Source organism: Vallitalea longa (assembly GCF_027923465.1).
Lineage (GTDB): Bacteria > Bacillota > Clostridia > Lachnospirales > Vallitaleaceae > Vallitalea > Vallitalea longa.
Map to the genome: position 1 here is coordinate 621,957 of NZ_BRLB01000001.1, position 26,649 is coordinate 648,605.

Below are 26,649 nucleotides of genomic sequence, written 5' to 3' on the forward strand. Positions count from 1 at the left end.
TTATTATTACTAATGATCTACTTCTATAATTCAATAACATTACCATTATTAAATGTAACAATTACCTTATAACTATAATCAGGATAGTTATCACAGCGACTCCCGTTTCGGAATGCATAATATTAACTATATAATTACCATATTCATTACCATTATTATCTGTAGAAATTTGGCTATACTCTATTTCAGGAACTTGTGTAGAATCAAAATCACCAGCAGCTATCATTAAATTAATTCTTTCTATAGCTTTTGAATTTACTATGTTATACTCAGTAACATCTTTCATAAAAACTTCCTTATTTTCATAGAATGCTTTAGCTACCACTCTTTTAATCTTAAGACTCTGTTCCCCAAATGTCTTATTCTCTAATGAGAATGAAAAATCTGTACCTTCATCATTAGTACTTGTACCTCTTCCCATTAATCCTACTCTATTATCAAACTCATTCTTTACATTATCATAGTATGAATCAGAATTAAGCTTATTCCTGCTTCCATCAGCTGATTTTTGATACATATCAATTATATAATCCTCATTATATGATAACTCAACTTGGCAAGAATAATTCAAACCATCAGTGGTTATACACTCATATTCTTTTCCTACTGTTTCATCATGTGTAGATATATTAAGACAAACTTTCGAATCTCCATCTGTCTGTTTTAGTGTAAACTCAATTAATGTATTAACAATTTCCTTATCTGTATCTATACCGTTATATGTAGACTTGTAATCTGACACAACATTTTGCTGCTCTTTCAAAAGGTTCTTTACTTCATTTGAAATACTATTGTTCATATTGTTTATTGCATTATCTAAATTAGATTCCACACTTGAAAGACGATTTTCTAAGAATTCAACTTCTTCTTTGAATTTTGTATTTTGATGTATAATCAATATTATTATTACAATTAACCCTATAATCAAGATATTGTATTTTTTATTGTTATCCATATATCATCACTCCCTTTTTAGTTATTTGTAAATATTCATTCCCATACATTAGACAAAGTGCTTCTAAATAGATTATCTAATGCATCAAGATCATTGTTTTTTTTCATATTCAACTTTTTAACAAAATTATTGTAATAATCAATTTTTTCTTCTAAAAAATCATTTATTATATTTACTCTCTTGTGTTTATCTATTTCATTACCACTCCGTTTTATAGCAAGTAATTTATCTATTTCATCAACTAAGTTTTCATTTAAAACAAGGTCATTCATAAGGTCTTCAAACAACATTGGTGGTTGTGTTCCATACTTCTCAGTCCACATACATGCCATAATTGGTCTAAGTACATAAAAATATTTTTTCACCTTTACCTCATTGCCCTTGAGATATTCCCTATAGTTACTTTCTGCCATGTGCAAATAGTGGTGAATGCACGATTTAGAAGAAAAATAATCCTTCAATAAGTCCTTGATTTCATTAACCATGTTGGTACTTTCACGATATATAATTGGTGAACTCAGCCATTCAAGTAATGTAGGATTTGATTTTTTAAACAGCACTAGCGTTTTGCGTAAATCCCATCCATTAATATCAAGCAAATCGTTAATAGGTAATTCAATAACATCCCTTTTTTCTCTAATGGACAAATACCATTCTGGTCTATGAATATATATAAAACGTACATCATAGTCACTATCTTCGGATTCAAAGCCCCAACCCCTGCTTCCTGATTCAACTGCATATAGTATTTTTACTTGATACTCTTTTTCTATATCTTCTAACTTCTGTAGTATGACATCTCTCATATACTTATCCCTTCTTTCACTTAACATATTACTCATATGATCTTCCCATTTCCAAAAAAATTGCAAACATCCCCCAACTGATATAATCAATATGTGAACTCTCTCCATAATAGTCTACCAACCATGATGAAGCACATTTCAAATAAGTAAACGGGTTAAAATTATACCATCTATTTCCATTTTGAGAATCAATACCAAAATACTTAAGCTCGTTATTAATTAAACTTTCATCTTTTTCTATACAACTCAGATCATTGATTTGAAAGAATAAGATATCTTTAAATGTATTATAATTACCATCTTCTTCATCAATCATTGGTGGTTTTTTACTAAATTGTATTTCATCATGAAAACTACTATTAGGAACTTTACTAAATGCTTTATCCAATATTGTTATAAAGTCAGAAATTCTGATTTCATTTTTCATATTAAAATCTTTTGAAGTATATTGAATTCCTATAAGATACTCCTTAAGGGAAATGTTACTATTTCTATTAGTCTTAATAATATCCTCTATATTATTTTTTATATTTATTATCACTTTCCACCTCATAATATTTTTTTATTATATACTAAAATGCTTGTTTCCTAACAATAGTATAGTCATCACCCATACGAAAATAAGGACAACCATCATGTCGGCTATATGATAATTTCTCTACATCGTCCTGATCCAAGCTCAGTGAACAATAATATTCATCAGTTTCTCCATCATAGGTTAAATATAGACAATAATCACATTGATTTTTTTTCATTCTTAACAATCCTTTCATTAGATAACAGCGAAGGTAATACTGGCACATCTATTAGGTACATTATAGTAAAATGATTATAGTGTGTCAATTAACACATTATAATCATTTCTTTAGAATTGGAATAATATCTTTATTAACTCCTATTATCATTACTACATTGAATTCTAATCCTTTTATTGAATGCATAGTAATCAACTTAACGGAATCGTTATCAAAATTAGGATTTCTTTTGTCTATAATATCAGCATTGACACCTCTTTTAATTAAAAAATCCTTGGCATTATATAACTGACCTTTTTTTCTTGCAATTATTGCAATATCTTTAAGATTATATTTTTTATATAATCTAGTGCTGATTTCATTGCTGATATATTCTAATTCTTTTTCTTCTGAACAAAAATGCATATATAATGGGTATTCTCCCTGCCTATCTATAACGGATGGTCTTACGTAATTAATATTACTTGTTACATTATCATCCTTTTCAATTAAACTATATGCTGCCTTTGCAATTTCAGTAGTCGTTCTATAGTTCTTTGAAAGTATTCTAGCTCTATCCTGCTACTCCCTTGATTAACATATGTCCATTCGGTTTTGTTTCAATTATTCTCTTTTGATCTATATTTAACTACATATATTCATCCCCATAATAATTTTATATGCATATAATATCACTTTTTATATTATTATGCCACATATTTTACATTTTTATTAAATATTGTATAATTATTTTATATTTTATAATTTTATGGTATTATATTGTTATATATTATTTAATAGGAGGGTTAAATGTGAAACAATTAAGGGGAATGTTTTTTAATTTTAAAGGTAGGCTAAATAGATTAAGGTATTTTTTATATGGGCTACCATTATCAATAATTATAGGAATAGCTTATTATATAACAATGTATAATTTGTATTTCTCAATGCGAACAAGTACATATATTTTAATCATAATTTATTTTTTAGTACTTATAATATGCTTTATATCAGGTATAAGTCTTACTATCAGAAGATTGCATGACCTCAACTTATCTGGATGGTTCGTTCTTATTGAACTTTTATCTCTAATACCATTCGTAAAAATTATTCCTGCAATTTTTGGACTATATCTACTCTTTGCACCAGGTAAAAATGATGGTAATTATTATGGTGATGACCCACTAAATTATGATCATTATCCATATGAATAGAAAGTAATTATCTAATTACCTTATATGATAAAAAATGGTAGCAATCATTTAACCTGACTGCTACCATTCTATTCATTACACCTATACTATTACTTATATGTCTATTAGTATGGTATTTCTACCATCCATATCCATTAACTATCTTACTATTTATATGCCTGCTTAAGTATATTGGTTGCATCTTGTAATGTCACTTCATATGGGTCTCTTTCGAATAATCCGCCCATAGTATCCATCGCATTCTTAGCATACATTTCCAGATTATCTTTCTTTATCCCATAATCAGATAATTTCAGATTATCAACATTACAATCTTTTTGGAGTTTCAATAACATATTAATGAAATCCATAGAGTTATTAGCATTTTTGTTTCCCAGTGCGATTGCCATATCTATAAATTTGTCAGGTATCTTGTCCATAAAAAATCTATAATAAGCTTCAGAAATCATTATCAAACCAGCTCCATGAGGTAACTCTGTATGATATGCACTTAGTGCATGTTCTAATGAATGTTCTGATATACAACTAGATGTTGATTCAACTAGACCAGATAAAGTATTTGCAAGGGCTATATCAGCTCTGGCTTCTTTATCATCACCATCATTAACAGCTTTTGCTAAGGATCTTCCAATTAATTCAATGCTCTTAAGGGCATACATATTGCTCATTTCATTAGATATATTTGCAAGATACCCTTCTGTGGCATGAAATAGAGCATCAAATCCTTGATATGCTGTAAGTCTTGGAGGTACACTCATCATTAAATCAGGGTCGACAATTGAAATACTTGGAAATGTATCTTCATTACCATAACCGATTTTTTCATTAGTATCTTCTTTAGTTATTACAGTCCATGGATCTGCTTCTGTTCCTGTCCCTGCTGTAGTAGTAATTGCTATAATTGGTAATGGTTTATTTTCCATTGGTAAACCCTTGCCACTACCTCCATGAATATAGTCCCAATAATCCCCTTCATTAGTTGCCATCACAGCAATACTTTTTGCAGCATCAATACTACTTCCACCACCGAGACCTATAACAAAATCACAATTACATTTTCTAGCTATCTCTGAACCTTCCATTACATTATCATATGTTGGATTTGGTTTAATTTTATCAAATACTTCATATTCACTAGAATTTTTCTGTAGAAGGCTACATAACTTATCTAAATAACCATAACGTTTCATAGAAGTTCCTGAAGAAATTACTATTAACGCTTTTTTCCCAGGTAATTTAATCTCACCTAGTTTATTAATCATCCCACTACCAAATAATATTTTTGTTGGTATATAATACTTAAAGTTATTTCTGTCCATAATATTATCCCTTTCCCTTAATAAATTTTTATGATGTTACAGCTAATAATTAGCTATCAATTAACATATTCATCAATAAACGAAATTATAGCTTCTTCATATTTTGCTTGTTCATCCCAAAAAGCACATAAATGTTTTGAATTATTGAATGTAACTAATCTCTTATTATCATGTGGTATCGCTTCATATAATTCTTTTCCCATATAGTATGGGCATTTCTTGTCTATTTCACTATGAATTATTAATGTAGGTATACTACTTTTTTTCATTGCATCAACAATACTAACATTTTTATATGTATAACCATACACCTGATTATTTGATAAATTACCTAATTTAGTTAAAAGTTCAGTTGGCATCGGAATAAAAAATGAATCAATCTGCCAACCTATTTCATCATACATACTTGTATATCCGCTATCTATAATTGCAAAATCCAGATTTTCACTTCCATGGTTACTTCCTGAATAATAACCAACGGTAGCACCACCCATTGATTGACCTAGAGCACCTATAATATTATCTTCTGTCATCTTACTATTAACATAATCAATAACAGTTCCCAAATCCTCTTTTTCATAATATCCAAAAGTCACAGTCTTAGCAGTATTATCCCCATGAGCTCTCGCATCATATAAAACAACATTGAAATCCTGCTCCAAAAAAAATTCTGCAATAGGATACATTGCTTTGTGATTTGATTCATGCCAATGAACTAAAACAATGGTTTTATTATCATAAGTATTCTCTTTCAATAAATAAAATATTGGTATACTATGTCCATCCTCTGTTATTAATTCATCTTCTTGAATCATATCATAACATTTATCATGAAAATCTTCTATGTCATAACTCATATCATTCAAATATAATTTTACAATTTTATCGGTATGTATTTTTGTCATTCTTGCTGGAATAAAAGCTAGTAAAAATCCCACTAATATAATTAATAATGCACCAACTATAAATATAACGGAACTAAGTTTTATTAACTTCTTTTTCATCAATATCTCCTAACTAAGTTATTAATAATCGTTCAGAACATATTAGATTATGAACTTTATCTTATCAAATAATCTAGGAATTCACAAGTTAATTGAGAAAAATACTTTTGATTAAGCTAATATCACAATAAGCTATCCCAAATATCAATAATATAATTCACCTTGTCATTTCATTTAATCAAGTTAATTATAATATTTGGAACAGCTTACATATTTGTGCTAATCTTTAATTGGTATATTTAGTCTAAATACCGTACCTTCATCTGAATCCATAAGTTCAATAGTTGAACTTTGTTTTTCCAACATTTTCTTTACAAGACTCAATCCAAGACCTGTACCTGACAATTCCTTGGATTTGTTCTTGTCAACTGTATAGAAAGGTTCAAATACTCTTTCCTTACATTCATCAGGTATTCCTATACCCGTATCTTCAATTTCTATCTGATTGAAATCTCCTTTTTTTATGCTTGTAACTGATATTCTGCCATTTGTTATATTATATTTTATTGCATTGTCAATCAGATTAATGAATATCATCATAAAACTTTCTTTATCCATACATACTTGGCAGGGTGTTAGTTCTGATCTTATTGTAATACCGTATTTAGAAGCTTTTGCCTTCAACTTATCAATTATATCCTGTAATAGGATATCAGTATGGATAATCTGTTTTCTTATCTCAAATTCATACTTGTCTAAACTGGATAGATGTAATACTTTTTCTACCATCAAATTTAATCTTTTCAGTTCTTTATCAACAACGATATAGGATCTATCCGCTAATTTTTCATCGTCCTTATATAGGTTCATCAAGTCAATCTGAGTCTTAATGACAGTTATAGGTGTTTTGAATTCATGTGTAATATTGCTGATGAATTCCTTTTGTTTCTTTTCTAGATTCTGGACACGTTCCAGAGCTATTTGCAGTTTGGCTTTTTCATCTGTCAATTGCTTTATATTATCATCTATTTTGACTGCCATAGTCTCTATACCTGTACTTAGCTCACCAAACTCATCTTTACTGCTAATGATATTTCCTCCTATATCATATTGTCCATCTTCTATTAGTCTAACAGATTCTTGTAACTTCTTGATTTTATTCACTATGTTTATAAAATATACTCTCCCCAATATGAATGTTATAATTATAGAGACTAAACCAAATCGAAGAAGTAATCCCCAAGTATTCCAGTAAAACCTGTTTTCTCTACCTAGACTATATTGTAACTGCATAACTCCAATTTGTTTATCAAAATCATAGACAGGAGCCATATATATTATTGTATCTTCAACTTTCTTGTATACGATTTGATTACCTAAAGCTATTGTCAGTATATCATTATTGTCATTATATGTATTTTCTCCTGAACTATATCCTAACTTTTTACCTTTAATATCAAATAATATTGGATATATACCCAAAATCCTTTCCAGCTCATTAATTAGTTCATTAGGATTCCTATTATAAAAAACCTCTAGATTTTCATAATCCGTTTCATAATATTTTTCTCTGATGAATAAGTTAGCTGTCTTACTACTTTCTTTTAGATACTTTTCATAATCTTCTATTTGATTATTCTTGATACCTTTCATGGTAAGCAAACTGATTGTAACTAGATTAGTTATTAACAACAGAATGATAAAAATCGTCAATCTATGTTTAAGGCTTACCTTCATCATATACACTCCACCATTTTGTACCCTACTTTCGGTACAGTCTTGATTAACTGACTATATTTTCCCAAATGCTTTCGAATACGTTGGATATGAATATCAACAGTTCTTGTTCCTCCATAATAATCCATATCCCAGACCCGATCCAATATCATTTCTCTTGTAAAAGTCGTCCTTACGTTTTTCATTAAGAATATCAGTAAATCATACTCCCTCGCTTTGAGATTAATCTGTTCATCATCTATATAAACAACTCTTTCTAATGTATTAACTTTTATACCTTCAATTGTTAGTATATTATCGTCATCTTTTTCTATATTATTATGTTTCTTATTGATTCTTCTTTCTAGTGATCTTACTCGTGCCAGTAATTCCTGTATTTCAAAAGGTTTTGTAATATAATCATCTGCACCTAGTTCCAGTCCAAGTACTTTATCGAATAGAGTACTCTTGGCTGTAAGCATTATGATACCCATACCGTTAGTATCTTCAATATTTTTACAAACATCATATCCATTATATTTGGGCATCATGATATCTAACACTAGTATGTCAGGACGCTTTTCTTTAACTAATTCTAGAACTTCTTTACCATCATATGCTTTATATACATGATAATTCTCACGTTCCAGAGCATATGATATTGCATCTGTTATATGCTTTTCATCATCAGCTACTACAATTTTTGTCATTCTCCCACCTGCTTATATTATATTTACCTATAATTGAAATGCTTTGCAGAATAAGAATATAATTCTGTTCTTATTCTGCAAAACCAGTTTTTTATTTTATACTATAATTATCATTATTTTTAATCATTTAAAATTACTATTTTACTATTCCTAGAACGAGCACCATTAAATATTATTTTATTAGAATCGTCGTTAAAAAAACAACCATAATACCCGCCTGATACAGTTATTTTCTTATCTGTATTAAAATCATATATTATCTTCTCCCTTTTTTCACTAGGAGCTACCTCATATATTAACTTAGTTTCATCTGGTGATAAATAAAAATTCTGTACAAAATCAGCAGGTGTTGTACCTATTAATTTTATATTATTACCCTCATTATCTATTTTCCATAATTCATCTTCGAATATCAAAACTTTTGCTACCTTACCAATTATTAATTCTGTAGAATCCTCATACTCTTCTTCTATATTGCCTTCCCTAAAAGTATTGTTTTCCATGTTATAAGTATAAGTATAACACTCTAAGTCAGAACTACACCAATTAGCATTAAAAGACCTTAATTGTACTTCTTCTCCTTTTATATATATATATTCTATTTGATTATTCTTCTTTTCGTATTCGTATCTTTCCTTATCCATTTTTAAACACCTATCAAGCTCATTCTCAGAATAGCCTTGTTCTTTCATGGCTTTTACAGCCCCTTTTTTATATTCTTCAAATGTTGAAACCCAAGATTTCAAATTATTTGTTAAATCTACAGGTAATTTTATTTCACTTTTACTCTTGCTCACTAAATCGTATCTGAATAATTGAAGTCCCTTTGTATAGTACAATTGATTGTTACCAACATATTGATGATCACCTACATTTTCATCTACCTTGACTAACTTATCATTTTTCAAATCATAAATAAATATTTCATTAAGATCAAAGCATGCTCTGTTTCCCATTCTATATAAAACAAAATCCTCTATGGGTTGTTTATATTGATAATAACACTTTCCCGCTACTTTTTCATTAGAACTTTCAATAAATTTTTCTGGATTCCTATTATCTGTCAAATCCTTAACTGTATTATCTCTAATATCATAAATAGCTATATTTTCATAACCATCCTTATCAGATTTCCCTAATATTCTATTATCATCTAACCATTGATAACCATGAAAATCCTCTACATCAATGATTTTCTTAATTGACAGAACATCGTTTATTTCCTTTTGTTGATTATCAAGTGTTTTGATATTATTTCCCGTTTTGGCCTCTACCATTTTGCTTGAACATGCTGTGAAGGTGCACATTAGCATAGCTACGATTAAAATACTTGATACTATTTTTCTATAATTCATTATCATTTTCTCCTTAATTTTTGATTAAGACAATAGCATAATTATCTCAATAAATATCATTACTTACTTTTATTATCTATTAATCATTTAAAATCACTATTTTACTATTTTTATAAGGAACATTACCATTGAATATTATTCTATCTGAATCATTATTGAAATAACAACTATCATAATCACCTGATACTGTTATTTTCTTATCTGTATCAAAATCATATATTTTTTTCAATGTTTTTTCATTAGGATATTCCTCATAGAATACTTCATAGATCAACTTAGTTTTATCTGGCGACAAATAAAAATTCCTTACAAAATCTATAGGCGCTGTATCAATTAATTTTATATTATTACCATTGTTATCTATTTTCCATAATTCATTTTCCTGGAATAATTCTTTTGCTACTTTACCAATTAATAATTCTCCAGAACGTTTTCCTTTATGCTCATGTTTTATTTTTCCTTCTCTAAAAGTATTGTTTTTCATGTTATAAGTATAGTACTTATCATTAAAAGAATCACATTGTATTTCTTCTCCTTCTATATCTATACCAACTATTTTGTTATTCAATTTTTTATATTCGTAATATTCCTTATCCTGTTCTATGAACTTATCTATAACACTTTGAGACAAAGTTTTATCATTTTTCATCTCCTCTAAATCTTTTTTTTCATATTCTTCAAAGGTTGAAACAAAAGATTTTAAATTACTTGTGAGATCTACAGGTAATTTTATTTCAGTTTTACTGTTGCTCACTAAATCATATCTGAACAATTGAAAGCCTTTTGTGTAATACAATTTATTGTTACCTGCATATTTAGAAGCACCTACATTCTCATCTACCTTCACTAACTTATCATTTTTCAAATCATAACTTAATATCTTATAAGGTTCACTGCCTCCAGTTTTTACACTAAACAAAACAAAATCTTTTATGAGTTCTTTATATTGATAATGACACTTTGCCTCACTTTTTTCTTTAATTGTGTCAATATATTTTTCTGTTCCCTTGTAATTGGTTAATTCTTCAACTGTATTTTTTGTAACATTATAAATAGCTATGTTTCTATAGTCATCGTTTTTATAAGAAACCCCTAATATTCTATTATTATCTAACCATTTATAACCTTTAAAATCTTCTACTTGAATAGTTTTTTTAATTGCCAGTACATCGTTCTTATTCTTTTCCTGACTATCCAGGGTTTTGATATTCTCTCCTTCTTTTGCCTGTGCTTTTACACCTGAATAACCTGTAAAAGTACATATTAACATAGCTGCGATTAAAATACTCATAACTCTTCTTCCATGATTCATTATTGTTTCCTCCTCATAATTAAAATAAATTGTTAACTTGTATTAACTAAGTTCTATTATAGAAGGAACAATTTTCAGAAGTATATTTAAAATGTTTCCGAATTGTAAACTATTTTAATTACATACAATTAGGAAAAACTTATTCAACGCAAAAAACTGTACTTCGCTAAACAAACGAAATACAGCTTGATGATTACATATACTATAATTCTTTAATTTGATTTACTAGATTTATAATCAATAATATTCTTGGTTTTGCTTATCTTCTCATAGAAAAACGGTTCTTTTTTGATTATGGAAGCCAGTACGCTTATAAAAACCAAAGTATCAATAGTAAAGACTAGACCAAATATAATAAACTGTGAAACAAAATATTGTTCGCTAATATTAATGAACAATTTATTCAATAATCCTAAACCATAATATAAAATGCCATATCTTATAAGTAATTCCTTAAATGTTATTCTATATCCTTTTCCTCGAACTCTTATAGATGTCAATAGCTTACCAATAGTTTTACCATTAGTTAAATACTCTATGACAATAAAGTAAATAAATACACTTGATACATATTGAATAAAATCATTGGTATCAATAAATATCACTATAATAGCCCAATCTATTGATAATGCTAAAAATCTCCTGATGAAGCCTACATTCATATTGTCCAGATCTACATTTCTGTCTAGCCTATTGTAACTAGGAAGAAAAAACGTCACAATAGGAGCTGCTACAAAACCTACAAAACACCCTATAGTGTTTAATATTAGATCGTCTACATCAAACAGTCTATACGGTGCATTATAGATTCCGTACAAACCTGTTATCTGTGTCAATTCAAAAAACAACGAAACCAAAAAACCTATTAATATGGTTTTCTTGAAACTCTTTCTGAAATAATACCTCAAATAAATTCCTAAAGGAGTCAATAACAATACATTGAATATAGCTTGTAAAAAAGCAGCCTCCCTAAAAAGATATAAATAAGTAGAAGGTTTAGATATAATTACATTAGTCTCGTTTATTATATCTCTTATAAAACTGAATGGGATAATCTGATACATCTGTTTACCCGCAGGATATAGACCCAACACATCTCTAGTATCAGGCAGAGGTAATATGACCAAATAATAAGCGGTTATGCAATAAAGTAAAAACGAATATGTAACCAATACCCTTATCTTATTTACATAGTGATACTTTGTATACTGATATATCAAAAATGGAATTGTCAATAAAAAAGCGACCACTGGAAAAGTTAGCAGTGCTATGCGAATAGGAAATAAATGTGATTCCATATATAATGATTCCTTTCTTATAATGTCTAATTGATGTATATATAATGTTATTTTTAACTAATAATTTTATATTATACTGCATGTATTTCTAAGTATCAATTCATCCAATATTTATAAAACTATAAAGACATATTCCAAAGTGATGGAAATGTTAGAGATATTATTGTTATCAATACAGCTGATATAATAGCTCCTAAAATTATGCATAACATTGATTTCTTGAAATCCAAATTCAAAAATGCAGCAACTGCACTACCAGTCCATACACCTGTAGTAGGCAATGGTATTCCCACAAAAATAATTAGGGCCAATTCTTTCCGTTTTTCTATTTTCTTAGAGTTCTTTGCTATTTTCTTATCTATAATATTATTGATATGAACAAAAAATTTATATTTTTTCATCCAACTAAATATTTTATTAAAGAATAATAGAATGAAAGGTGCTGGTAATAAACTCCCGATTAAACTCACAAAAAACACAGTAAACACATCAATATCATATGATAGAATACCCAGCAAAATAGCTCCTTTTTGCTCTACTATCGGAAGCATTGAAGAAATAAAAACTTGTAATAATTTATCCATCATTAACTCCATTCATCATTATTTACCTCCATATATTACCACATCAATTATAGTTCTGCAATGTAATGTGGGTAGTAAAGATTTTATATGCATAAGTCACATTTTTTTACTGGCTTAAGAGTTGTAAATGTAGAAAAAACCATATATAGTAATAATAACGACTTTTACACTTGTTGCCATACCTTAAAAATAGATAGAAGCAACAAACGTAACGAGAGTGTATTATCACTATATATGGTTTCAATATACAACCGTTGTCTGTTCTGAACTTAATACTTTGTCGACAGCCTGAAGCTAATTCATTAATATTAGCTTATTTTTTGATATCTTTGGTAAAATCAGCATTGATATAATCTTTCTAACGATTATTTAACTTGTATACTTTTCATCTTCTGGATTTTCCCACATATATGATCTTTTAACTGCCTTCTTCCATCCAGAATATTTCTTTTCCTTATATTCATTTTCCATTACAGGTTCAAAATGTCTATCCATAGCCCACATCTTAGCGATTTCTTCTTTACTATCCCAGAATCCAACTGCCAAACCAGCTAAAAATGCCGCTCCTAGGGCTGTAGTCTCTGTAATTACAGGTCTATCAACAGCTACTCCAAGAACATCTGATTGAAACTGCATCAAGAAATTATTGGCAACCGCTCCTCCGTCAACTTTCAATGATTGAAGTTCTATTTTAGAATCTTCCTGCATCACTTCAAGAACATCTCTTGCCTGATATGCAATGGATTCCAGTGTAGCTCTAATAATATGATTTTTATTTGCTCCACGAGTCAGACCTACGATTATTCCTCTGGCATACATATCCCAATAAGGAGCTCCCAGTCCAACAAATGCAGGAACTACATATACACCATTGGTATCTTCAACTTGTGTTGCAAAATATTCAGTATCCTTAGCGCTTTCAACTAATTTCAATTCATCCCTAAGCCACTGTACAGAAGCTCCAGCCACGAAAATACTTCCTTCAAGGGCATATTCTACTTTACCATCTACTCCCCATGCGATAGTTGTCAACAATCCACTATCAGATATAACCATATCTTCACCAGTATTCATAAGCATAAAGCATCCTGTACCATATGTATTCTTAGCCATTCCAGGTTCAAAACATGCCTGACCGAATAATGCTGCTTGCTGATCTCCTGCTATGCCTGCAATTGGTATCTTTGCACCTCCGAATGTCTTAGAATCAGTATATCCATATATCTCACTTGATTGTCTTACTTCTGGAAGCATAGAAGAAGGTATGTTCAGTTCTTCTAGTATTGTTTCATCCCATTTCAACTCTTTTATGTTGTACAACATTGTTCTAGATGCATTAGAATAATCTGTCACATGTACTTTTCCTCTTGTAAGATTCCATATCAACCATGTATCTATATTACCAAATAATAATTCTCCTCTATCCGCTTTCTCTCTTGCACCTTCAACATTATCAAGTATCCACTTGATCTTGGTACCTGAAAAATAAGCATCAATAATTAATCCTGTATTTTCTTTTATATAGTCTTCCAGACCATGTTCTTTCAATTTATCGCATATATCTGCTGTTCTCCTGCATTGCCACACAATAGCATTGTATATTGGTTTTCCTGTATTTTTATCCCATACCACAGTAGTTTCCCTTTGATTGGTAATACCTATTGCTGCTACCTCTTCAGGTGATATTCCCGATGTTTCTAGAACTTCTCTAGCAACACCACTTTGAGTTCCCCATATCTCCATAGCATCATGTTCAACCCAACCTGGATTAGGATAAATCTGAGTAAATTCTTTTTGACTTGTATTGATTATCTTACCTTCATGATTAAAAATTATTGCTCTAGAACTTGTAGTTCCTTGATCCAACGCCATTACATATTTTTTTACCATAACCTTAACCTCCTGATTTTTATTCTATCTTCAAAATATCCCCATAATGATAAATGCACATATGAATATTGATGCTGCTGGTGGGTCTATATGTGAATCACAATTACTATTAAAATTAAGCGCTACAATCTCAAATATTATTGCCGCCAATACTGCAAAAAGAGCACCTATATATATACTACCAGACATGAAAGCCGCCAAACCCGCTATTGAAGTAACATGGTGTGTAGCTGGAACAGGATATCCCATTTGAGTAAATATCAAAGAAGCCGCACTAACGCAAAAACCTAAAACAGCTATTCCTGTGATAATTGATATATATGAAACCACTATACCCAATCCTAGAGCCATTATGATGTCATAAGTTATGGTTTTTGAAGTTGGTAATATATGTCTTTCTACCTCTGAAGTTGCTGCGATTTCAGCTGTAACTCTACTTGGGTTTCTTATGCCTAATAAGCCTGTTCTTCCGAAAACCAATCTTGCGATTATTCCCGATGTAACTACAGTCATTGCAACTGTATCAGTTGGAAGAGTAATTATCGTTGCATACAGATAGTTGACTAGATGCCCTAATACCCCGAAGATACCTCCAACAATCAATATACTTTTATCTTGAAATTTATTCAATGGAATTGTAGTATCCATTCCACTTTCCAACAGTTTCTTTTTGTTAGCTGCAAATGCTGCTGCAGCAACACCTCCTGCAAAAGCAACATGTGGTCCTAAAAAAGCTCCAAAAGTAATATCGTTAAGAATTGTTGGTGGACCTCCAGCACATACCACTCCTACTCCAATAAGTCCCACAAAACCTGTAAATATAAAAGCTGGTAATGCACCAATGAGCGCACCAAAAACTCCACCACCAAAAGATATTAAAATTAATTCTAAGCTCAAAAAACTTCCTCCTTCCAATAATCGTTTTACTAGATTTTTATTACTGAAACCTATACCATATCTTGCCCTCCCATATAGTTTTTTGTTTTTTTATGTAAATTATTGTCTTATGAGTAGGTTACATGTGCCAAATCTTTTCTCCACTTGCAGAAATCCCCTGAGCACCCGCTTTAAGACATTCAATTACATCTTCTTTATTCCTGATAAGTCCTCCAGCTATTAAAGGTATGTTTGTTCTATTATGTATCTCAGTAATAATTTTGGGTATTGCTCCAGGTAGAATTTCTATTGTATCGGGTTTTGTTATATTCACACTGTTGATCCCTGTTTCTAGTGACATAGAATCAAAAATAAAAAGTCTTTGTATCGCCCATAGATTCAGATTTTTAGCTTTTTTAATGAGACAGCTTTTTGTTGTAATAATTCCATCAGGTTTTATTTCTTTACTAATGTAATCTAGTGCTATTGAATCTTTAGCAAAACCTTGCAATAAATCAAAATGTATATATATGTCCATGTTGTTGTTCTTGACTTTCTGTACTATTTCTTTTAGATTAAAAATATTACCCGTCAATAAGAAAATGACTTTGCAAGGTGATTGGATAGCCGCATCAAGTTTATCCAAATTGTTAACTGCTGCAATAATAGGGTTAACTTCCATTTGATTATTAAAACTATTAACTTGATTGTAATTCATTACAACATCTCCTATGAATATAAAAATATACTTTTTCATAATTTTTTGGGCACAAAAAAACCACACTAAGCTAACCTATTCCTAGGTCTCCTTGTGTGGTTCTCCATTATCTCCAACCCGATATTATGTTTTATATGTTACATTCTACATTAGTATTTAGTTAATGTCAATATTTTTGCTGAATATTATATTATTTTTCTAAATTAGTAATAATCAAATTCTATTATGCATTATTCATTAAATAAATTATTATAGATAGTTTTTTTATTTATTTTTATTTTTAGCAAATAATACTTAATTAATATAATATATACCATGATATCAAAAGGCTATATATTTTTCATGAACTTGTGACATTATATAAAAAAAAGAAACTGCTTTCCTGTAACAGCTCCTTTTAATGAATATATCATATTATTTATTTAAAACGCCATATGATTATTTATGCTAATTTTTTTGTTATCAACTAGCAGCCATAAATAGCTTATAATCTCTATTTAGAACAGTTGACTGTTCTCTATATTGATTTGTATCACATAATAAAAATAGGGCTGTCAAATTATAATATTTATCTGACAGCCCTATCTAAGGATAACATTATTCTATTTCTTTTTTAGATATAGATGTTTTTACTTGAGTATTTGGTAATTTTCCAAGTTTACCGTTAAGGCTATTTATATCATTGATTTCGCCTACTACTGTAATACTGATAATAGAAACTCCTTCTTCTATCAATGGAAGTCCCATACGTCCTTTTACCATATCTTTATAAGAGGCAACAATATTATTAAAAATATTTTGTGTGTCTTCTGGCTTTTCTAATATAGCACTTATTACTGCAACTCTTTTCAATTAAAATCTTATCCTTTCTTCACATAGTCTTTGATTTTGTCCACATCTTGTTCATTACAATTAACTATTATACCATACTTGTCATTTATTTTAATTCTGAATCTACCGCTAATATAATTATCTGTTCCAGTAATATATGACCATCTTCTGGTGAAAACTTCACATATAGCTAATTCTACCTGAAATTCATCATGAATATCTTTTACAATATTCTCTAATTCCTCTCTACACATATAAATCTCTTTCCCCTTCAGAAATTCTTTTATAATAATCATTAACTACGTCTAGTAGCTTATTGTTCTTATAAAATTCTATATTATTTATTTCTTCCAACTCTTTTTTGATAAGTTCTTCTCCAATTTTTTTAGTTTCTTCTGATGCATAATCGTCCAAATATTCTCTAAATGTAAGTACTGCATTCAACTTACAGAATTTACCTTCTGTTCCACTTTCCAATAGATTCATTATCTTATCTCCAGTTCTTCCACATCTATATCCAGCAGTACAGAAAGAAGTGATTTTACCCATTCTAGCAAGTTTGTTGACCACTTCATCAAGAGATCTCTTATCACCGATAGTAAATTGTTCTTTATCTTCTTTTTCATTACGAGCAGCTTTATCATATGCTCCAATACCTATCTTAGTGGAAGCATCTAATTGTGTACATCCGACTTTTACAACTTCATCCCTTACTTCTGGGTTTTCACGTGCAGTTATAATCAAACCAGTATAAGGTACTGCAAGTCTTAAAACAGTAACTATTTTTTTGAAGTTCTTATTATCAACTATATATTTGGAATCTGTGCTTAATTTGGATCCAGAAGCTGGTGTTAGTCTAGGGAATGATATTGTATGAGGTCCTATGCCAAATTGTCTTTCAAGATCATCTGTATGATACATAAGTCCCATGACATCAAAACGCCAATCATATAAACCAAATAATGCTCCTACAGCAACATCATCAATACCAGCATCCATAGCTCTATGTAGAGCATATAATCTCCATCTATAATTTGCTTTTAATCCTGCTGGATGAACTAACTCATATGTTGGTTTATGATATGTCTCTTGAAAAACTTGGTATGTTCCTATGCCAACCTCTTTTAACATTTTTAAGTCTTCTATACTCATTGGAGCAGCATTGACATTAATTCTTCTTATATATGATGTCTTTCCGTTATTAGATTTTCTTTTAACGTCATATACTGTTTTCATACTGTTAGCTATGTAGTTAGCATCTGTTTTGGGATGTTCACCATATACAACAATTACCCTTTTATGACCTTGACTCAATATATAATCTGTTTCTTTTCTTATCTCTTCCTCAGTAAGTACTTTTCTTTCTTCCGCAGCATTTTCTTTTCTGAATCCACAGTATTTACAACTGTTAACACATAAATTTCCACAATATAATGGTGCAAAAAATACAATTCTATTATCATATACTCTTCTCTTGACTTCAGCTGCAGCTTCATACATTTCTTCCCACATATCTTCATCTGTTACATTAAGTAATGTAGCTGTTTCATCAAAATTCAATCTTTGTATAGATAAAGATTTCTCCATTATAGCTCTAATTTTTTCTTTACTACAATCTTTGTTAGAATTCAATTTGCTATAAATTTCATCTTCGTCAATAAAATCCTTACCATTAATTAAATATTTGTCAATTTGATCTTGTTTTATTACTTGGTCTACCCATTTTTTAGTATCCATTTGTAAAACCTCCATAATTATATATTTGTTTTTATAGAATATTAATATCTACAAGAAAAGGATTATCAATTAAGAAATGCCATACTGATTTGATTACATAAAAGATTATTGAAATAGATACTACAACTTTTACATAATAAAAAAACTTCCCCTAAGGAAGTCATGCAAAGAACAAAAGAGGCTTATACCTCGTTCCGCAAAGCGGATTTGTCCATTAGGAAAGTTTCCTTAACACATATGAAAACATTTCTATTTCATATGCTTAAAAAGTAAGACTTTCCTATAAAGTAAAAAAACAGCTCAAAAGAACTGTTAAATTAACAATTCTGCACAAATTCCTCCCAAATCAGATAACTCTTTTCTGTAAGGTCTTTGATTGTACATTCAGTTCAACTAAGACTGTCTCTCGGAAAAGCTGAAATTTATTCTAAAGTAATGATAACATTTTGTTTATTTTTTGTCAATATGCATAGCTTCTATTAAATATTAATTATTAAGCACAATTAATTCCCACTTTAAACTATATCTCAACTCAAAATCTTTTTGCACTTCACACTCTCTCATCAAAGTATAAACTTTATCCATGTCTTTATATTTTCCAATTTTATAGATTGGAATAATAACACTAATTCTGTCCAAAACGATCATACTCCCATTGATATAATTTATTAAAAAATAATGCTTAATTTTTGGAACTTTTCATTGCTTTATATCATCTTTAAACAAAATATAATTTACTCTACTTTTAATGAAGATACAATAGGTAATATAGATCGTCCATTCCATACACCCTCAAGTCCCAAAGATTTTGGTGAGATATTTTGGTAATGTCCATTCATTCCTTGTATATTAATACCACCACTATCTGTAATTGTGATGATACTATATAACCCTTTTTCATATAGAACCATATCCTTCAAAAATGGGTATTGTTTATGTATTTCATCTGAGTAACAAAAATGCTCGTATTGTGGTCCAAACCATATATATGACATTGAATTCAAACCAAAATAATAAGTTTGTCCAATTTTTTCAATAGAATCTCCATGGTCATGTCCATTTATACATAAAAGTACTCTTTTGCCTGTATGATTTACCCCATTAATCAACTCTCTAACTATCTCCCTGTTATATACTCCTCTTTTAGCAAATTCATTTTCAAAACTATGATGTGAAAAAATAACGAAATACTTACTATCATCAGTTAATTGAGATTCCAACCACTTCAATTCATAATCCGGAAGAATGGGATATATATCATTAGCTTTATTATAATTTTTTTTGCAATATGGTTCATAACCATTTTCCTTTTTGATAAAGCAAGTATCTAATACAATAAACTTAACTTTACCATATTTAAATGAATAGTAACTATTATTCATATGTAAAAACTCCATAACTTTTCCCTTGGGAAATAAATCAGAATCATGATTACCTATCAAATGATAATGAGGTTTCCCTAGACTATCAAGCATATCAAGCAAAATTTGATTTTCTTCTATTGGTCTACAAAAATCTCCAAGTTGAATAACAAAATCTACATCTACATCTCTAATATTTGATATGAAATTTTCAATTCTTTTATGTCCGTCAGGAATATGTTCGAAATGTAAATCTGTAAATATTGCAAATTTCACTCTATCCATCAATTCACCCCCAGAGGTAAAGTGCTATGCAATTCAATATATAGTATCCCTAAATATTCATTAAAAATATTACTTATTGCTTTTATTATTATTCATTAATATTTACCTTGCACCATGAAAATACATGGATATGTTAATTAATCTTTAGATATTAGCATTATTTTATTTAACTAATATTTACTAATCATTTCATCAATTATTGCTTTACTTCCTTCATTTTTATCCAAATTTTCAATCATTTCTATTATAGAATTTATATCACTATAGCATTTATTTAGTCTTCCATATCTAACTTCGGTATTAAGTGTTATAACCCTTTCCATATCATCTAGTAACTTTTCAAGCTTATTCAAAGAATCTATATATTCCTTACTTAAATATATATCATACTTTTCTTTAACAGGTTTTTGAAATATTAAATCAACTATAACTTCCTCTTCATATGAATCCATTGCATCCATATTTATAATAATGTCTTTAAACTCTTTTTCAAGTTTATCAAAAGTATCATTATTTCTTTTCTTTTGAACTTGAATTTTAATATCAGTTTTGACATGAGAGAAAATATCTGGTAAAAATAACACAAATATCATTAATATAATATATTTATAATTAATTTTTTTCATAATTGTATTCACCTGCTATCTAATATATCTATGTCATATAATGTCTTATCTTTACATTTATATTTCATTATTCTTTAAGTCTTGCTAAACAAAATAACCTTCCCTTGCAACTCTCCTAATTTTCGCTTCTGGTTAATTCTCATTACACATCATTACAATTGAAAGATCATCCGCTAATCTGAGCGCTATACTATCATAATCAAAAAGAAATTTTTACCATATCTTGTTATTTAGATGCCTTTTGCTTAGCTATATCTTTTATACTTGCATAAGGATGAGTGTATCTTCCATTTTGTCTAGTAAATGATTTTACCCCTGGTATGCTATTTATTTGGATTGAATTTACAGGACAATAATTAATACATGCATAGCACATATAACAAAGGACTTTCTTCTGCCACATCGGTTTGTTGTTACACATTTTTATCTTCCCCGATAAACAAACCTTTTCGCAAACACCACACCCGATGCATTTAGAATCAGTGCAAAAATACTTGACACCTCCGATATACTCGGATATAGTCATACAAGAAACTATAAATTTTTCCAAGAAAAAATTAACTATAGGATTATAAGGTAAATCAATTAAATAATCAACGTCTTTCTCTTTACTGGTTTCTTGATCTAAAATAATGCTTATAATATTATCTAGTTTATTCTGTACGGTTTTCTCTAATTTAGAAATTTCTGATTTCTTTGGAGTTTGATAATCTTCAACTTTTACATCATTGCTATACATATTTATAACAAAATGTGAATTCAAACCACTATTTTTCTTTTTCAATATCTTATCAATTCTTTTAAAATCCTTAAAAATAATACCTAATCGAGTTGCAACCCCAAAAACATATTCAGCAGAACTAATATCAAGTTTTTTTAAAAACCATTTAACGGGTATTGGAATTGTTAAAGCATATACCGGGAAAATGATGCCTACCCTTTTTCCTTTCGTTTGGATAACCTCTTGATGTAAAAGACTAACGATTGGTATCAATTTGGTATTAGGAATTTTCTTTTGAATTTCTTGTGCAATATATAATGAATTCCCAGTTCCTGAAAAATAATAAATTTCTGTACTCAAGATTAATCAACCTCCTAATTATAAATTAGTTATAATAAATCTAATTTTAATTATATGTATCAACTAATATTTTGTCAATTTATTTGCCAATTCACAAGAAAACTGTAATTAATTACTACACTCTTCACAAATAAATTCCTTAAATTCTATACCGTAAGAAATATTTTAATCAACTCCATATTATTAAAAAAGTTACAAGTTAAAGTGTTTATATATATATGTATTATGCTCATAATATGAAGTACAAAATCACGTATCAATTACTAAACCCATTTCAAATTGAAATTCATCAGATTCACCAGTTTCTTTGAAGCCAAAAGAACGGTATAAATTTCTTGCTGTTGTATTTTCAAAAGCAACACCCAAAACGATTGTTTTAACAGTAAAATTATTAACTAAATAATTAATTGCAAGATTTAAGGCCTTTTTGGCAAATCCTCTATTTTGATATTGTTTGTCTATCATAAGTTTCCATATGGTATATTGGTTTTTAGACTCATAATATCCCAACATAATAAATCCAACCATTACATTATCTGCATAAATCGCAAATGGAAAGGCTGTTTTTCTATATACCCATGCTTGAGCCAAGGAGTGAACATTAGAAGATACAAAATCTTCTTGATTTTTAGCTACTTTTAGTTTTAGAACATTATCAAGATTGTTTTTAGTAATTTCTTTAAGCTCAACCATAATACCTTCATCTCCTTCTAGCAAAATATTAAAATAAAAACTAATTGATTCTTTCGCCTAACTACAATATTTTTGAATCTCGCTAATGCCTCCAAATCGCTCCCGTATTTTCGACGTCCCAGTACCTTAAGAAGGAATACCCTGAATAAGAGCTAATGCGATGACTGTCGCGAGTGGTGGGATGTGTGAGGAGAAAAGCCCTTCCCGAACGAATGGAAATACATTGTTATATGATGGTGACAGCTGAAACTGCCAATAGCCAAAAATATAAAGCAATTATATTATGTTTTCCCATTCTCTTTTATTATATAAAACTCTAATAACACTAACTAATAAGTCTTTATCCGAACATATATAAAAAATTATATAATTACCAACTATAATCCTTCTGATACCTTTTAAAGATAATTCCTTATCCTTTAGTAATGCATTTCGTTTCGGCATATCAGCTAAGCTTTGAATCGCTATCTCCATGTTTTCAACAAGTTTTTTTGCTGCTTCGTCATCTAAAAGAGTTATGGAAACATACTCTAATATTTCCATTATGTCTTTGATTGCTTTCTCAGTAATTACAACTCTATAATTATCCATCTCTAAATTCCTTTTCTAATTCTTCTAAAAGCATCTTCTACTGATAAAACTTTATTGTTTTTAATATCCTCAATTCCTTCGTTTAACAACTTTTTCAATTCAAATTTACCGACTAAACGCTCATAAGTTTCTATACTTAAAACAGCTAAATCCCCTTTGCCATTTTTAGTTATATATACTGGTTCTGAATTTTCATGACAAAAACTTGATATCTCATTATACTTATTTCTTAGATCAGAACTTGGTCTTATTGTTGGCATTATATGCACCTCCTATAATATCATATGCATATTCTATCATAATTACGATATCTATTCAACAATAGTGTAGCCAATAAAATAGTTCTTTTTTTAATTAGCTATCACTTTCATATATTCAAATCCTTATATGCGATTACGTCCTCCATGATTAATCATAATATACTAGAATCTTAAAATCATGTTGCCTTCCACATAATCAAAAATTCATCTCAGATGATCAATCCATATATGAATCACTTCAAAGCACTTAACTAAACTGCTTTTTTTATAATTTTTTCTCCATCTTATATACCTTCAATCCCATATGATTAACAATATCCGTGGTCTTTACGAAACCCATCTTTTGGTAAAACTCAGCTGCATATAATGAAGATTCAATACTGATAAAATCTGAATCATATTCCTTCGCTTCAAAAACATAATTCTCGAGCAATGCCTTTCCAATTCCTTTTCTATGTTGTGACCCATCCACAAAAAGACTACTAATTCTGTTTGCAACACCGTTTATCATTCCAACAATCTGCCCCTCTTCTTCAGCGACATAAGATATTGGTTTTTTGCTAAACTTCTCTAAGAGAACTTGTTTAGTATTCTTAGTAGTATCAAAGTAATTCAATGTGTTAGTTATTGCTTCTTCATTATAGAAATCTAAACCATTATATTGTTGAAACGTTCTCATAGCTAAATCTGCAACGTCTAATACATCTCTTTCCTCAAATTTTCTAATATTCATGTCCTCATTCCTCCTTAAGTCTAAATAACAGTAGCTATTTGTGGTATGTTTATTAATTACCCAGAAGATATCTGTCTCCTAACGGTTCTTGTTTCAGATGTTCACTCTGACCACAAAGACATTCTCCTAAGAGAGTGAATGTGCGTAGCGAACGGAAATATTTTGTTATAAGATGCAACTCAAAACTCCCCCTCTGCTCTCATAATAATAAAATTCAAAATATATTTACCATTTATCATAATTATGATATTATTTACTCATAATATAACAGAGAGGTGATTACATGCCCAAAATACTTCCTATATCTGATCTAAGAAATAATTTTAATACAATTTCTGAAACGTGTCATAAAGATGCTGAACCTGTTTATATTACTAAAAACGGTAAAGGTGACTTAGTTGTTATGAGCTTAGCTTATTTTGAACAACTTCAAGCCAAACTAGAGCTTTATGAAAAACTTGCAGTTGCTGAAGCTGAACGTTCTAATGGAGCACCAAAAGTAAGTCACAGTATTTTTATGGAAGAGTTGAGGAACGAATATCATGTCTAAACCATATAAAATAATTTATTACCCTACTGCTATGGATGATGTTAGGAATATCTTAAATTATATTTCCATTGATAATCCACCCGCAGCCTATCATTTAATTGATAAAATCGATCATGCTATTCAATCCTTAGCTGATTTTCCTTCTAAAGGTGCTATACCAAAAGACCCTCAACTCAAAACAAAACAATATAGAATGCTGATTATTGAATCATATATTGTTTTTTACATATCAAATCATACATTATCGGAGATTGAAATTATGAGAGTCTTATCAAGCAAAATTATAAAAATCTTCTTTGACGCTCATTAGGAATACCCTAGTAAGGAGTTTCCTATAACGGTCTCGTATTTCCGACGTCCCAGCACCTTAGAAGGAGTTGCTTATGCCCTGTCAAGGGCTAATGCAACGACTGTCGCGACGCGCTTAGGTGGTGAAATGTGTGAGGGCATTTCCCCAAACTTGTACCCTCGCCCGAACGAACTTCAATGCTTTGTTATGTAAAGTAGTTTCCCTTAGCTACAAATCCTCACCCCAAATAAATTATCATTTTACACCTTCTACCAACTCTATATTGCAAATACCATTATAGTTACACTCTTAGTTCTTTTTCACGTCAATTATTAATGATACAAAACCTAATTCTTTACCTTTATTTCGATGATCGAATCGTTTTGACCTATATATAAAACCTTTTTTTTCATCCCATTCTTTAAAATGAAACACACCATTTTCATCACAATATTCTAATAAATCCACTTTAAAACCAGCCTGTGTAAATGGCATTGCAATAGTTTTATATGTATATACTATCTTATGCCCAGCAGCTGGATGGTCTTTAGGTCCAGGTCCTCCTACTTGTATTGTATTCTGATACCACTCATTTCTAAAATTACCATCTGGTACAGCGATTCTAATCAAACCATTATTATCTAAAAAATCATATAATATCTTTGCAGATTCAATAGCTTCATCATAGCTAAGATGTTCCCATACGTGTTCCGCTAAAATATTATGAATTTTTCTCTCACCAAAGCTTCCTTCCCAATCTAATCTTTTTAATAAATCCAAATCTTCTCGTTGTGTTTGAATCCATCCGTCATAATTCTGTGAAGATGCTCCAACTATCAATTTAATCCTATCATATTTGTTTATTTTAGCAATATCAATCATATATAGTCCTTTCTACTAATCAAAATTTATTTCTAATAAGTCTGATGCCAATTCTTCAACATACCCTTCTATCTCTACAAGGTCCTTAATCTTAAAAGATTGCTTCATGGAAATATGCTGTGGTAATCTTGCAGATATTGTATTAATTCCATACTGAACAGATAAATCATAAACCATCTTCCTTCCAATATTCTGAATCTCATCATTAGTTAGAAGAGCTATACATGCATACATAAACTACCACCTCTCTAAATCATTACCGAAAACTAATAAACTCCGATCAATACCCAGCCATATTC

Annotated in this window: 33 protein-coding genes; 3 read left to right on the plus strand and 30 right to left on the minus strand. The window is 29.5% G+C overall.

Features of this window, described 5'->3' with window-relative positions; genetic code table 11:
- Positions 1 to 61 precede the first annotated feature (61 nt).
- The 5 genes from QMG30_RS02670 to QMG30_RS02690 all read right to left on the minus strand — a co-directional run bounded on the left by QMG30_RS02670 (position 62) and on the right by QMG30_RS02690 (position 3,062).
- Entirely contained in the window at positions 62 to 955 is an 894-nt protein-coding gene (locus QMG30_RS02670) for a hypothetical protein (protein ID WP_281811969.1), read from the minus strand.
- A gap of 35 nt (positions 956 to 990) precedes the next feature.
- On the minus strand, positions 991 to 1,797 hold the full coding sequence (locus tag QMG30_RS02675) for a nucleotidyltransferase domain-containing protein (RefSeq protein ID WP_281811972.1): 807 nt from the start codon (positions 1,795 to 1,797) through the stop codon (positions 991 to 993).
- Positions 1,790 to 2,302 carry a hypothetical protein gene (locus QMG30_RS02680; RefSeq protein ID WP_281811974.1) on the minus strand — a complete coding sequence of 171 codons (513 nt, stop codon included), beginning with the start codon at positions 2,300 to 2,302 and terminating at the stop codon, positions 1,790 to 1,792. The genes QMG30_RS02675 and QMG30_RS02680 overlap by 8 nt, the downstream gene beginning before the upstream one ends.
- A gap of 31 nt (positions 2,303 to 2,333) precedes the next feature.
- Positions 2,334 to 2,516: a DUF6472 family protein gene (locus tag QMG30_RS02685; RefSeq protein ID WP_281811976.1), complete on the minus strand. Its 183-nt coding sequence runs from the start codon at positions 2,514 to 2,516 to the stop codon at positions 2,334 to 2,336.
- A gap of 102 nt (positions 2,517 to 2,618) precedes the next feature.
- Complete coding sequence (locus tag QMG30_RS02690; protein WP_281813384.1) at positions 2,619 to 3,062, minus strand: 3'-5' exonuclease; 444 nt, start codon at positions 3,060 to 3,062, stop codon at positions 2,619 to 2,621.
- A 245-nt stretch (positions 3,063 to 3,307) separates the two neighbouring features.
- Here QMG30_RS02690 and QMG30_RS02695 point away from each other — a divergent pair, with 245 nt between their 5' ends.
- Positions 3,308 to 3,709 (plus strand): DUF805 domain-containing protein, encoded by a 402-nt coding sequence (locus QMG30_RS02695; protein WP_281811978.1) that lies wholly within the window; start codon positions 3,308 to 3,310, stop codon positions 3,707 to 3,709.
- A gap of 146 nt (positions 3,710 to 3,855) precedes the next feature.
- Here QMG30_RS02695 and QMG30_RS02700 read toward each other — a convergent pair whose 3' ends face one another.
- From QMG30_RS02700 to QMG30_RS02810, 23 genes are all read right to left on the minus strand, one after another.
- Positions 3,856 to 5,028 carry an iron-containing alcohol dehydrogenase gene (locus QMG30_RS02700; RefSeq protein ID WP_281811980.1) on the minus strand — a complete coding sequence of 391 codons (1,173 nt, stop codon included), beginning with the start codon at positions 5,026 to 5,028 and terminating at the stop codon, positions 3,856 to 3,858.
- 56 nt (positions 5,029 to 5,084) lie between these two features.
- A complete protein-coding gene (locus QMG30_RS02705) occupies positions 5,085 to 6,032 on the minus strand; it encodes an alpha/beta hydrolase (RefSeq protein WP_281811982.1) in 948 nt (315 codons plus the stop codon).
- A gap of 219 nt (positions 6,033 to 6,251) precedes the next feature.
- The gene (locus QMG30_RS02710; RefSeq protein WP_281811984.1) at positions 6,252 to 7,712 is read right to left on the minus strand and encodes a sensor histidine kinase; all 1,461 of its coding nucleotides are present in this window, start codon (positions 7,710 to 7,712) and stop codon (positions 6,252 to 6,254) included.
- Positions 7,709 to 8,398, minus strand: a complete 690-nt coding sequence (locus tag QMG30_RS02715; RefSeq protein ID WP_281811986.1) for a response regulator transcription factor — start codon at positions 8,396 to 8,398, stop codon at positions 7,709 to 7,711. The genes QMG30_RS02710 and QMG30_RS02715 overlap by 4 nt, the downstream gene beginning before the upstream one ends.
- A 119-nt stretch (positions 8,399 to 8,517) precedes the next feature.
- Positions 8,518 to 9,753: a hypothetical protein gene (locus tag QMG30_RS02720; protein WP_281811988.1), complete on the minus strand. Its 1,236-nt coding sequence runs from the start codon at positions 9,751 to 9,753 to the stop codon at positions 8,518 to 8,520.
- 79 nt (positions 9,754 to 9,832) lie between these two features.
- A complete protein-coding gene (locus tag QMG30_RS02725) occupies positions 9,833 to 11,065 on the minus strand; it encodes a hypothetical protein (RefSeq protein WP_281811990.1) in 1,233 nt (410 codons plus the stop codon).
- Between the two features lie 212 nt (positions 11,066 to 11,277).
- Positions 11,278 to 12,363 (minus strand): VanZ family protein, encoded by a 1,086-nt coding sequence (locus tag QMG30_RS02730; RefSeq protein ID WP_281811992.1) that lies wholly within the window; start codon positions 12,361 to 12,363, stop codon positions 11,278 to 11,280.
- 119 nt (positions 12,364 to 12,482) lie between these two features.
- Complete coding sequence (locus QMG30_RS02735) at positions 12,483 to 12,947, minus strand: COG2426 family protein (RefSeq protein ID WP_281811994.1); 465 nt, start codon at positions 12,945 to 12,947, stop codon at positions 12,483 to 12,485.
- A gap of 369 nt (positions 12,948 to 13,316) precedes the next feature.
- Positions 13,317 to 14,837 (minus strand): glycerol kinase GlpK, encoded by a 1,521-nt coding sequence (gene glpK, locus QMG30_RS02740; RefSeq protein WP_281811996.1) that lies wholly within the window; start codon positions 14,835 to 14,837, stop codon positions 13,317 to 13,319.
- Positions 14,838 to 14,867: 30 nt separating this feature from the next.
- The gene (locus QMG30_RS02745; protein ID WP_281811998.1) at positions 14,868 to 15,734 is read right to left on the minus strand and encodes a DUF7973 family transport facilitator; all 867 of its coding nucleotides are present in this window, start codon (positions 15,732 to 15,734) and stop codon (positions 14,868 to 14,870) included.
- A gap of 118 nt (positions 15,735 to 15,852) precedes the next feature.
- Complete coding sequence (locus QMG30_RS02750) at positions 15,853 to 16,431, minus strand: glycerol-3-phosphate responsive antiterminator (RefSeq protein WP_281812000.1); 579 nt, start codon at positions 16,429 to 16,431, stop codon at positions 15,853 to 15,855.
- A gap of 597 nt (positions 16,432 to 17,028) precedes the next feature.
- Positions 17,029 to 17,283, minus strand: a complete 255-nt coding sequence (locus QMG30_RS02755) for a TM1266 family iron-only hydrogenase system putative regulator (RefSeq protein WP_281812002.1) — start codon at positions 17,281 to 17,283, stop codon at positions 17,029 to 17,031.
- Positions 17,284 to 17,291: 8 nt separating this feature from the next.
- Positions 17,292 to 17,516, minus strand: coding sequence for a hypothetical protein (locus QMG30_RS02760; protein ID WP_281812004.1), 225 nt, complete (start codon positions 17,514 to 17,516; stop codon positions 17,292 to 17,294).
- Positions 17,509 to 18,999, minus strand: a complete 1,491-nt coding sequence (gene hydG / locus QMG30_RS02765; protein ID WP_281812006.1) for a [FeFe] hydrogenase H-cluster radical SAM maturase HydG — start codon at positions 18,997 to 18,999, stop codon at positions 17,509 to 17,511. Before hydG ends, QMG30_RS02760 begins: the two co-directional genes overlap by 8 nt.
- A 486-nt stretch (positions 19,000 to 19,485) precedes the next feature.
- Positions 19,486 to 19,638 (minus strand): hypothetical protein, encoded by a 153-nt coding sequence (locus tag QMG30_RS02770; protein ID WP_281812008.1) that lies wholly within the window; start codon positions 19,636 to 19,638, stop codon positions 19,486 to 19,488.
- A 95-nt stretch (positions 19,639 to 19,733) separates the two neighbouring features.
- Positions 19,734 to 20,645 (minus strand): metallophosphoesterase family protein, encoded by a 912-nt coding sequence (locus QMG30_RS02775; protein WP_281812010.1) that lies wholly within the window; start codon positions 20,643 to 20,645, stop codon positions 19,734 to 19,736.
- A 170-nt stretch (positions 20,646 to 20,815) separates the two neighbouring features.
- Entirely contained in the window at positions 20,816 to 21,271 is a 456-nt protein-coding gene (locus QMG30_RS02780; protein ID WP_281812013.1) for a hypothetical protein, read from the minus strand.
- A gap of 226 nt (positions 21,272 to 21,497) precedes the next feature.
- Positions 21,498 to 22,352 (minus strand): EFR1 family ferrodoxin, encoded by an 855-nt coding sequence (locus tag QMG30_RS02785; protein ID WP_281812015.1) that lies wholly within the window; start codon positions 22,350 to 22,352, stop codon positions 21,498 to 21,500.
- 249 nt (positions 22,353 to 22,601) lie between these two features.
- Positions 22,602 to 23,045 carry a GNAT family N-acetyltransferase gene (locus QMG30_RS02790; protein ID WP_281812017.1) on the minus strand — a complete coding sequence of 148 codons (444 nt, stop codon included), beginning with the start codon at positions 23,043 to 23,045 and terminating at the stop codon, positions 22,602 to 22,604.
- 276 nt (positions 23,046 to 23,321) lie between these two features.
- Entirely contained in the window at positions 23,322 to 23,636 is a 315-nt protein-coding gene (locus QMG30_RS02795) for a type II toxin-antitoxin system RelE/ParE family toxin (protein ID WP_281812019.1), read from the minus strand.
- A 2-nt stretch (positions 23,637 to 23,638) separates the two neighbouring features.
- Complete coding sequence (locus QMG30_RS02800; protein WP_281812021.1) at positions 23,639 to 23,896, minus strand: type II toxin-antitoxin system Phd/YefM family antitoxin; 258 nt, start codon at positions 23,894 to 23,896, stop codon at positions 23,639 to 23,641.
- A 265-nt stretch (positions 23,897 to 24,161) separates the two neighbouring features.
- On the minus strand, positions 24,162 to 24,629 hold the full coding sequence (locus QMG30_RS02805; protein ID WP_281812023.1) for a GNAT family N-acetyltransferase: 468 nt from the start codon (positions 24,627 to 24,629) through the stop codon (positions 24,162 to 24,164).
- 52 nt (positions 24,630 to 24,681) lie between these two features.
- Positions 24,682 to 24,807, minus strand: a complete 126-nt coding sequence (locus tag QMG30_RS02810) for a hypothetical protein (RefSeq protein ID WP_281812025.1) — start codon at positions 24,805 to 24,807, stop codon at positions 24,682 to 24,684.
- Positions 24,808 to 24,912: 105 nt separating this feature from the next.
- Here QMG30_RS02810 and QMG30_RS02815 point away from each other — a divergent pair, with 105 nt between their 5' ends.
- Together QMG30_RS02815 and QMG30_RS02820 are read left to right on the plus strand one after the other, a co-directional pair.
- Positions 24,913 to 25,179 (plus strand): type II toxin-antitoxin system Phd/YefM family antitoxin, encoded by a 267-nt coding sequence (locus QMG30_RS02815; RefSeq protein WP_281812028.1) that lies wholly within the window; start codon positions 24,913 to 24,915, stop codon positions 25,177 to 25,179.
- Positions 25,172 to 25,489, plus strand: a complete 318-nt coding sequence (locus QMG30_RS02820) for a type II toxin-antitoxin system RelE/ParE family toxin (RefSeq protein WP_281812030.1) — start codon at positions 25,172 to 25,174, stop codon at positions 25,487 to 25,489. Before QMG30_RS02815 ends, QMG30_RS02820 begins: the two co-directional genes overlap by 8 nt.
- A gap of 288 nt (positions 25,490 to 25,777) precedes the next feature.
- On the opposite strand, the gene QMG30_RS02825 is transcribed toward QMG30_RS02820, so the two are convergent.
- Positions 25,778 to 26,350, minus strand: a complete 573-nt coding sequence (locus QMG30_RS02825) for a class I SAM-dependent methyltransferase (RefSeq protein WP_281812032.1) — start codon at positions 26,348 to 26,350, stop codon at positions 25,778 to 25,780.
- 15 nt (positions 26,351 to 26,365) lie between these two features.
- The gene (locus tag QMG30_RS02830; RefSeq protein ID WP_281812034.1) at positions 26,366 to 26,584 is read right to left on the minus strand and encodes a hypothetical protein; all 219 of its coding nucleotides are present in this window, start codon (positions 26,582 to 26,584) and stop codon (positions 26,366 to 26,368) included.
- Between the last annotated feature and the right edge of the window lie 65 nt (positions 26,585 to 26,649).

Excerpts from the sequence above, each read along its gene's own strand:
- QMG30_RS02670 (WP_281811969.1), bottom strand. The coding sequence starts at position 955 with ATGGATAACAATAAAAAATACAATATCTTGATTATAGGGTTAATTGTA.
- QMG30_RS02675 (WP_281811972.1), bottom strand. The coding sequence starts at position 1,797 with ATGAGTAATATGTTAAGTGAAAGAAGGGATAAGTATATGAGAGATGTC.
- QMG30_RS02685 (WP_281811976.1), bottom strand. The coding sequence starts at position 2,516 with ATGAAAAAAAATCAATGTGATTATTGTCTATATTTAACCTATGATGGA.
- QMG30_RS02700 (WP_281811980.1), bottom strand. The coding sequence starts at position 5,028 with ATGGACAGAAATAACTTTAAGTATTATATACCAACAAAAATATTATTT.
- QMG30_RS02705 (WP_281811982.1), bottom strand. The coding sequence starts at position 6,032 with ATGAAAAAGAAGTTAATAAAACTTAGTTCCGTTATATTTATAGTTGGT.
- QMG30_RS02710 (WP_281811984.1), bottom strand. The coding sequence starts at position 7,712 with ATGATGAAGGTAAGCCTTAAACATAGATTGACGATTTTTATCATTCTG.
- QMG30_RS02715 (WP_281811986.1), bottom strand. The coding sequence starts at position 8,398 with ATGACAAAAATTGTAGTAGCTGATGATGAAAAGCATATAACAGATGCA.
- QMG30_RS02720 (WP_281811988.1), bottom strand. The coding sequence starts at position 9,753 with ATGAATTATAGAAAAATAGTATCAAGTATTTTAATCGTAGCTATGCTA.
- QMG30_RS02725 (WP_281811990.1), bottom strand. The coding sequence starts at position 11,065 with ATGAATCATGGAAGAAGAGTTATGAGTATTTTAATCGCAGCTATGTTA.
- QMG30_RS02730 (WP_281811992.1), bottom strand. The coding sequence starts at position 12,363 with ATGGAATCACATTTATTTCCTATTCGCATAGCACTGCTAACTTTTCCA.
- QMG30_RS02735 (WP_281811994.1), bottom strand. The coding sequence starts at position 12,947 with ATGGATAAATTATTACAAGTTTTTATTTCTTCAATGCTTCCGATAGTA.
- glpK (WP_281811996.1), bottom strand. The coding sequence starts at position 14,837 with ATGGTAAAAAAATATGTAATGGCGTTGGATCAAGGAACTACAAGTTCT.
- QMG30_RS02750 (WP_281812000.1), bottom strand. The coding sequence starts at position 16,431 with ATGAATTACAATCAAGTTAATAGTTTTAATAATCAAATGGAAGTTAAC.
- QMG30_RS02760 (WP_281812004.1), bottom strand. The coding sequence starts at position 17,516 with ATGTGTAGAGAGGAATTAGAGAATATTGTAAAAGATATTCATGATGAA.
- hydG (WP_281812006.1), bottom strand. The coding sequence starts at position 18,999 with ATGGATACTAAAAAATGGGTAGACCAAGTAATAAAACAAGATCAAATT.
- QMG30_RS02775 (WP_281812010.1), bottom strand. The coding sequence starts at position 20,645 with ATGGATAGAGTGAAATTTGCAATATTTACAGATTTACATTTCGAACAT.
- QMG30_RS02780 (WP_281812013.1), bottom strand. The coding sequence starts at position 21,271 with ATGAAAAAAATTAATTATAAATATATTATATTAATGATATTTGTGTTA.
- QMG30_RS02790 (WP_281812017.1), bottom strand. The coding sequence starts at position 23,045 with ATGGTTGAGCTTAAAGAAATTACTAAAAACAATCTTGATAATGTTCTA.
- QMG30_RS02795 (WP_281812019.1), bottom strand. The coding sequence starts at position 23,636 with ATGGATAATTATAGAGTTGTAATTACTGAGAAAGCAATCAAAGACATA.
- QMG30_RS02800 (WP_281812021.1), bottom strand. The coding sequence starts at position 23,896 with ATGCCAACAATAAGACCAAGTTCTGATCTAAGAAATAAGTATAATGAG.
- QMG30_RS02805 (WP_281812023.1), bottom strand. The coding sequence starts at position 24,629 with ATGAATATTAGAAAATTTGAGGAAAGAGATGTATTAGACGTTGCAGAT.
- QMG30_RS02815 (WP_281812028.1), top strand. The coding sequence starts at position 24,913 with ATGCCCAAAATACTTCCTATATCTGATCTAAGAAATAATTTTAATACA.
- QMG30_RS02820 (WP_281812030.1), top strand. The coding sequence starts at position 25,172 with ATGTCTAAACCATATAAAATAATTTATTACCCTACTGCTATGGATGAT.
- QMG30_RS02825 (WP_281812032.1), bottom strand. The coding sequence starts at position 26,350 with ATGATTGATATTGCTAAAATAAACAAATATGATAGGATTAAATTGATA.
- QMG30_RS02830 (WP_281812034.1), bottom strand. The coding sequence starts at position 26,584 with ATGTATGCATGTATAGCTCTTCTAACTAATGATGAGATTCAGAATATT.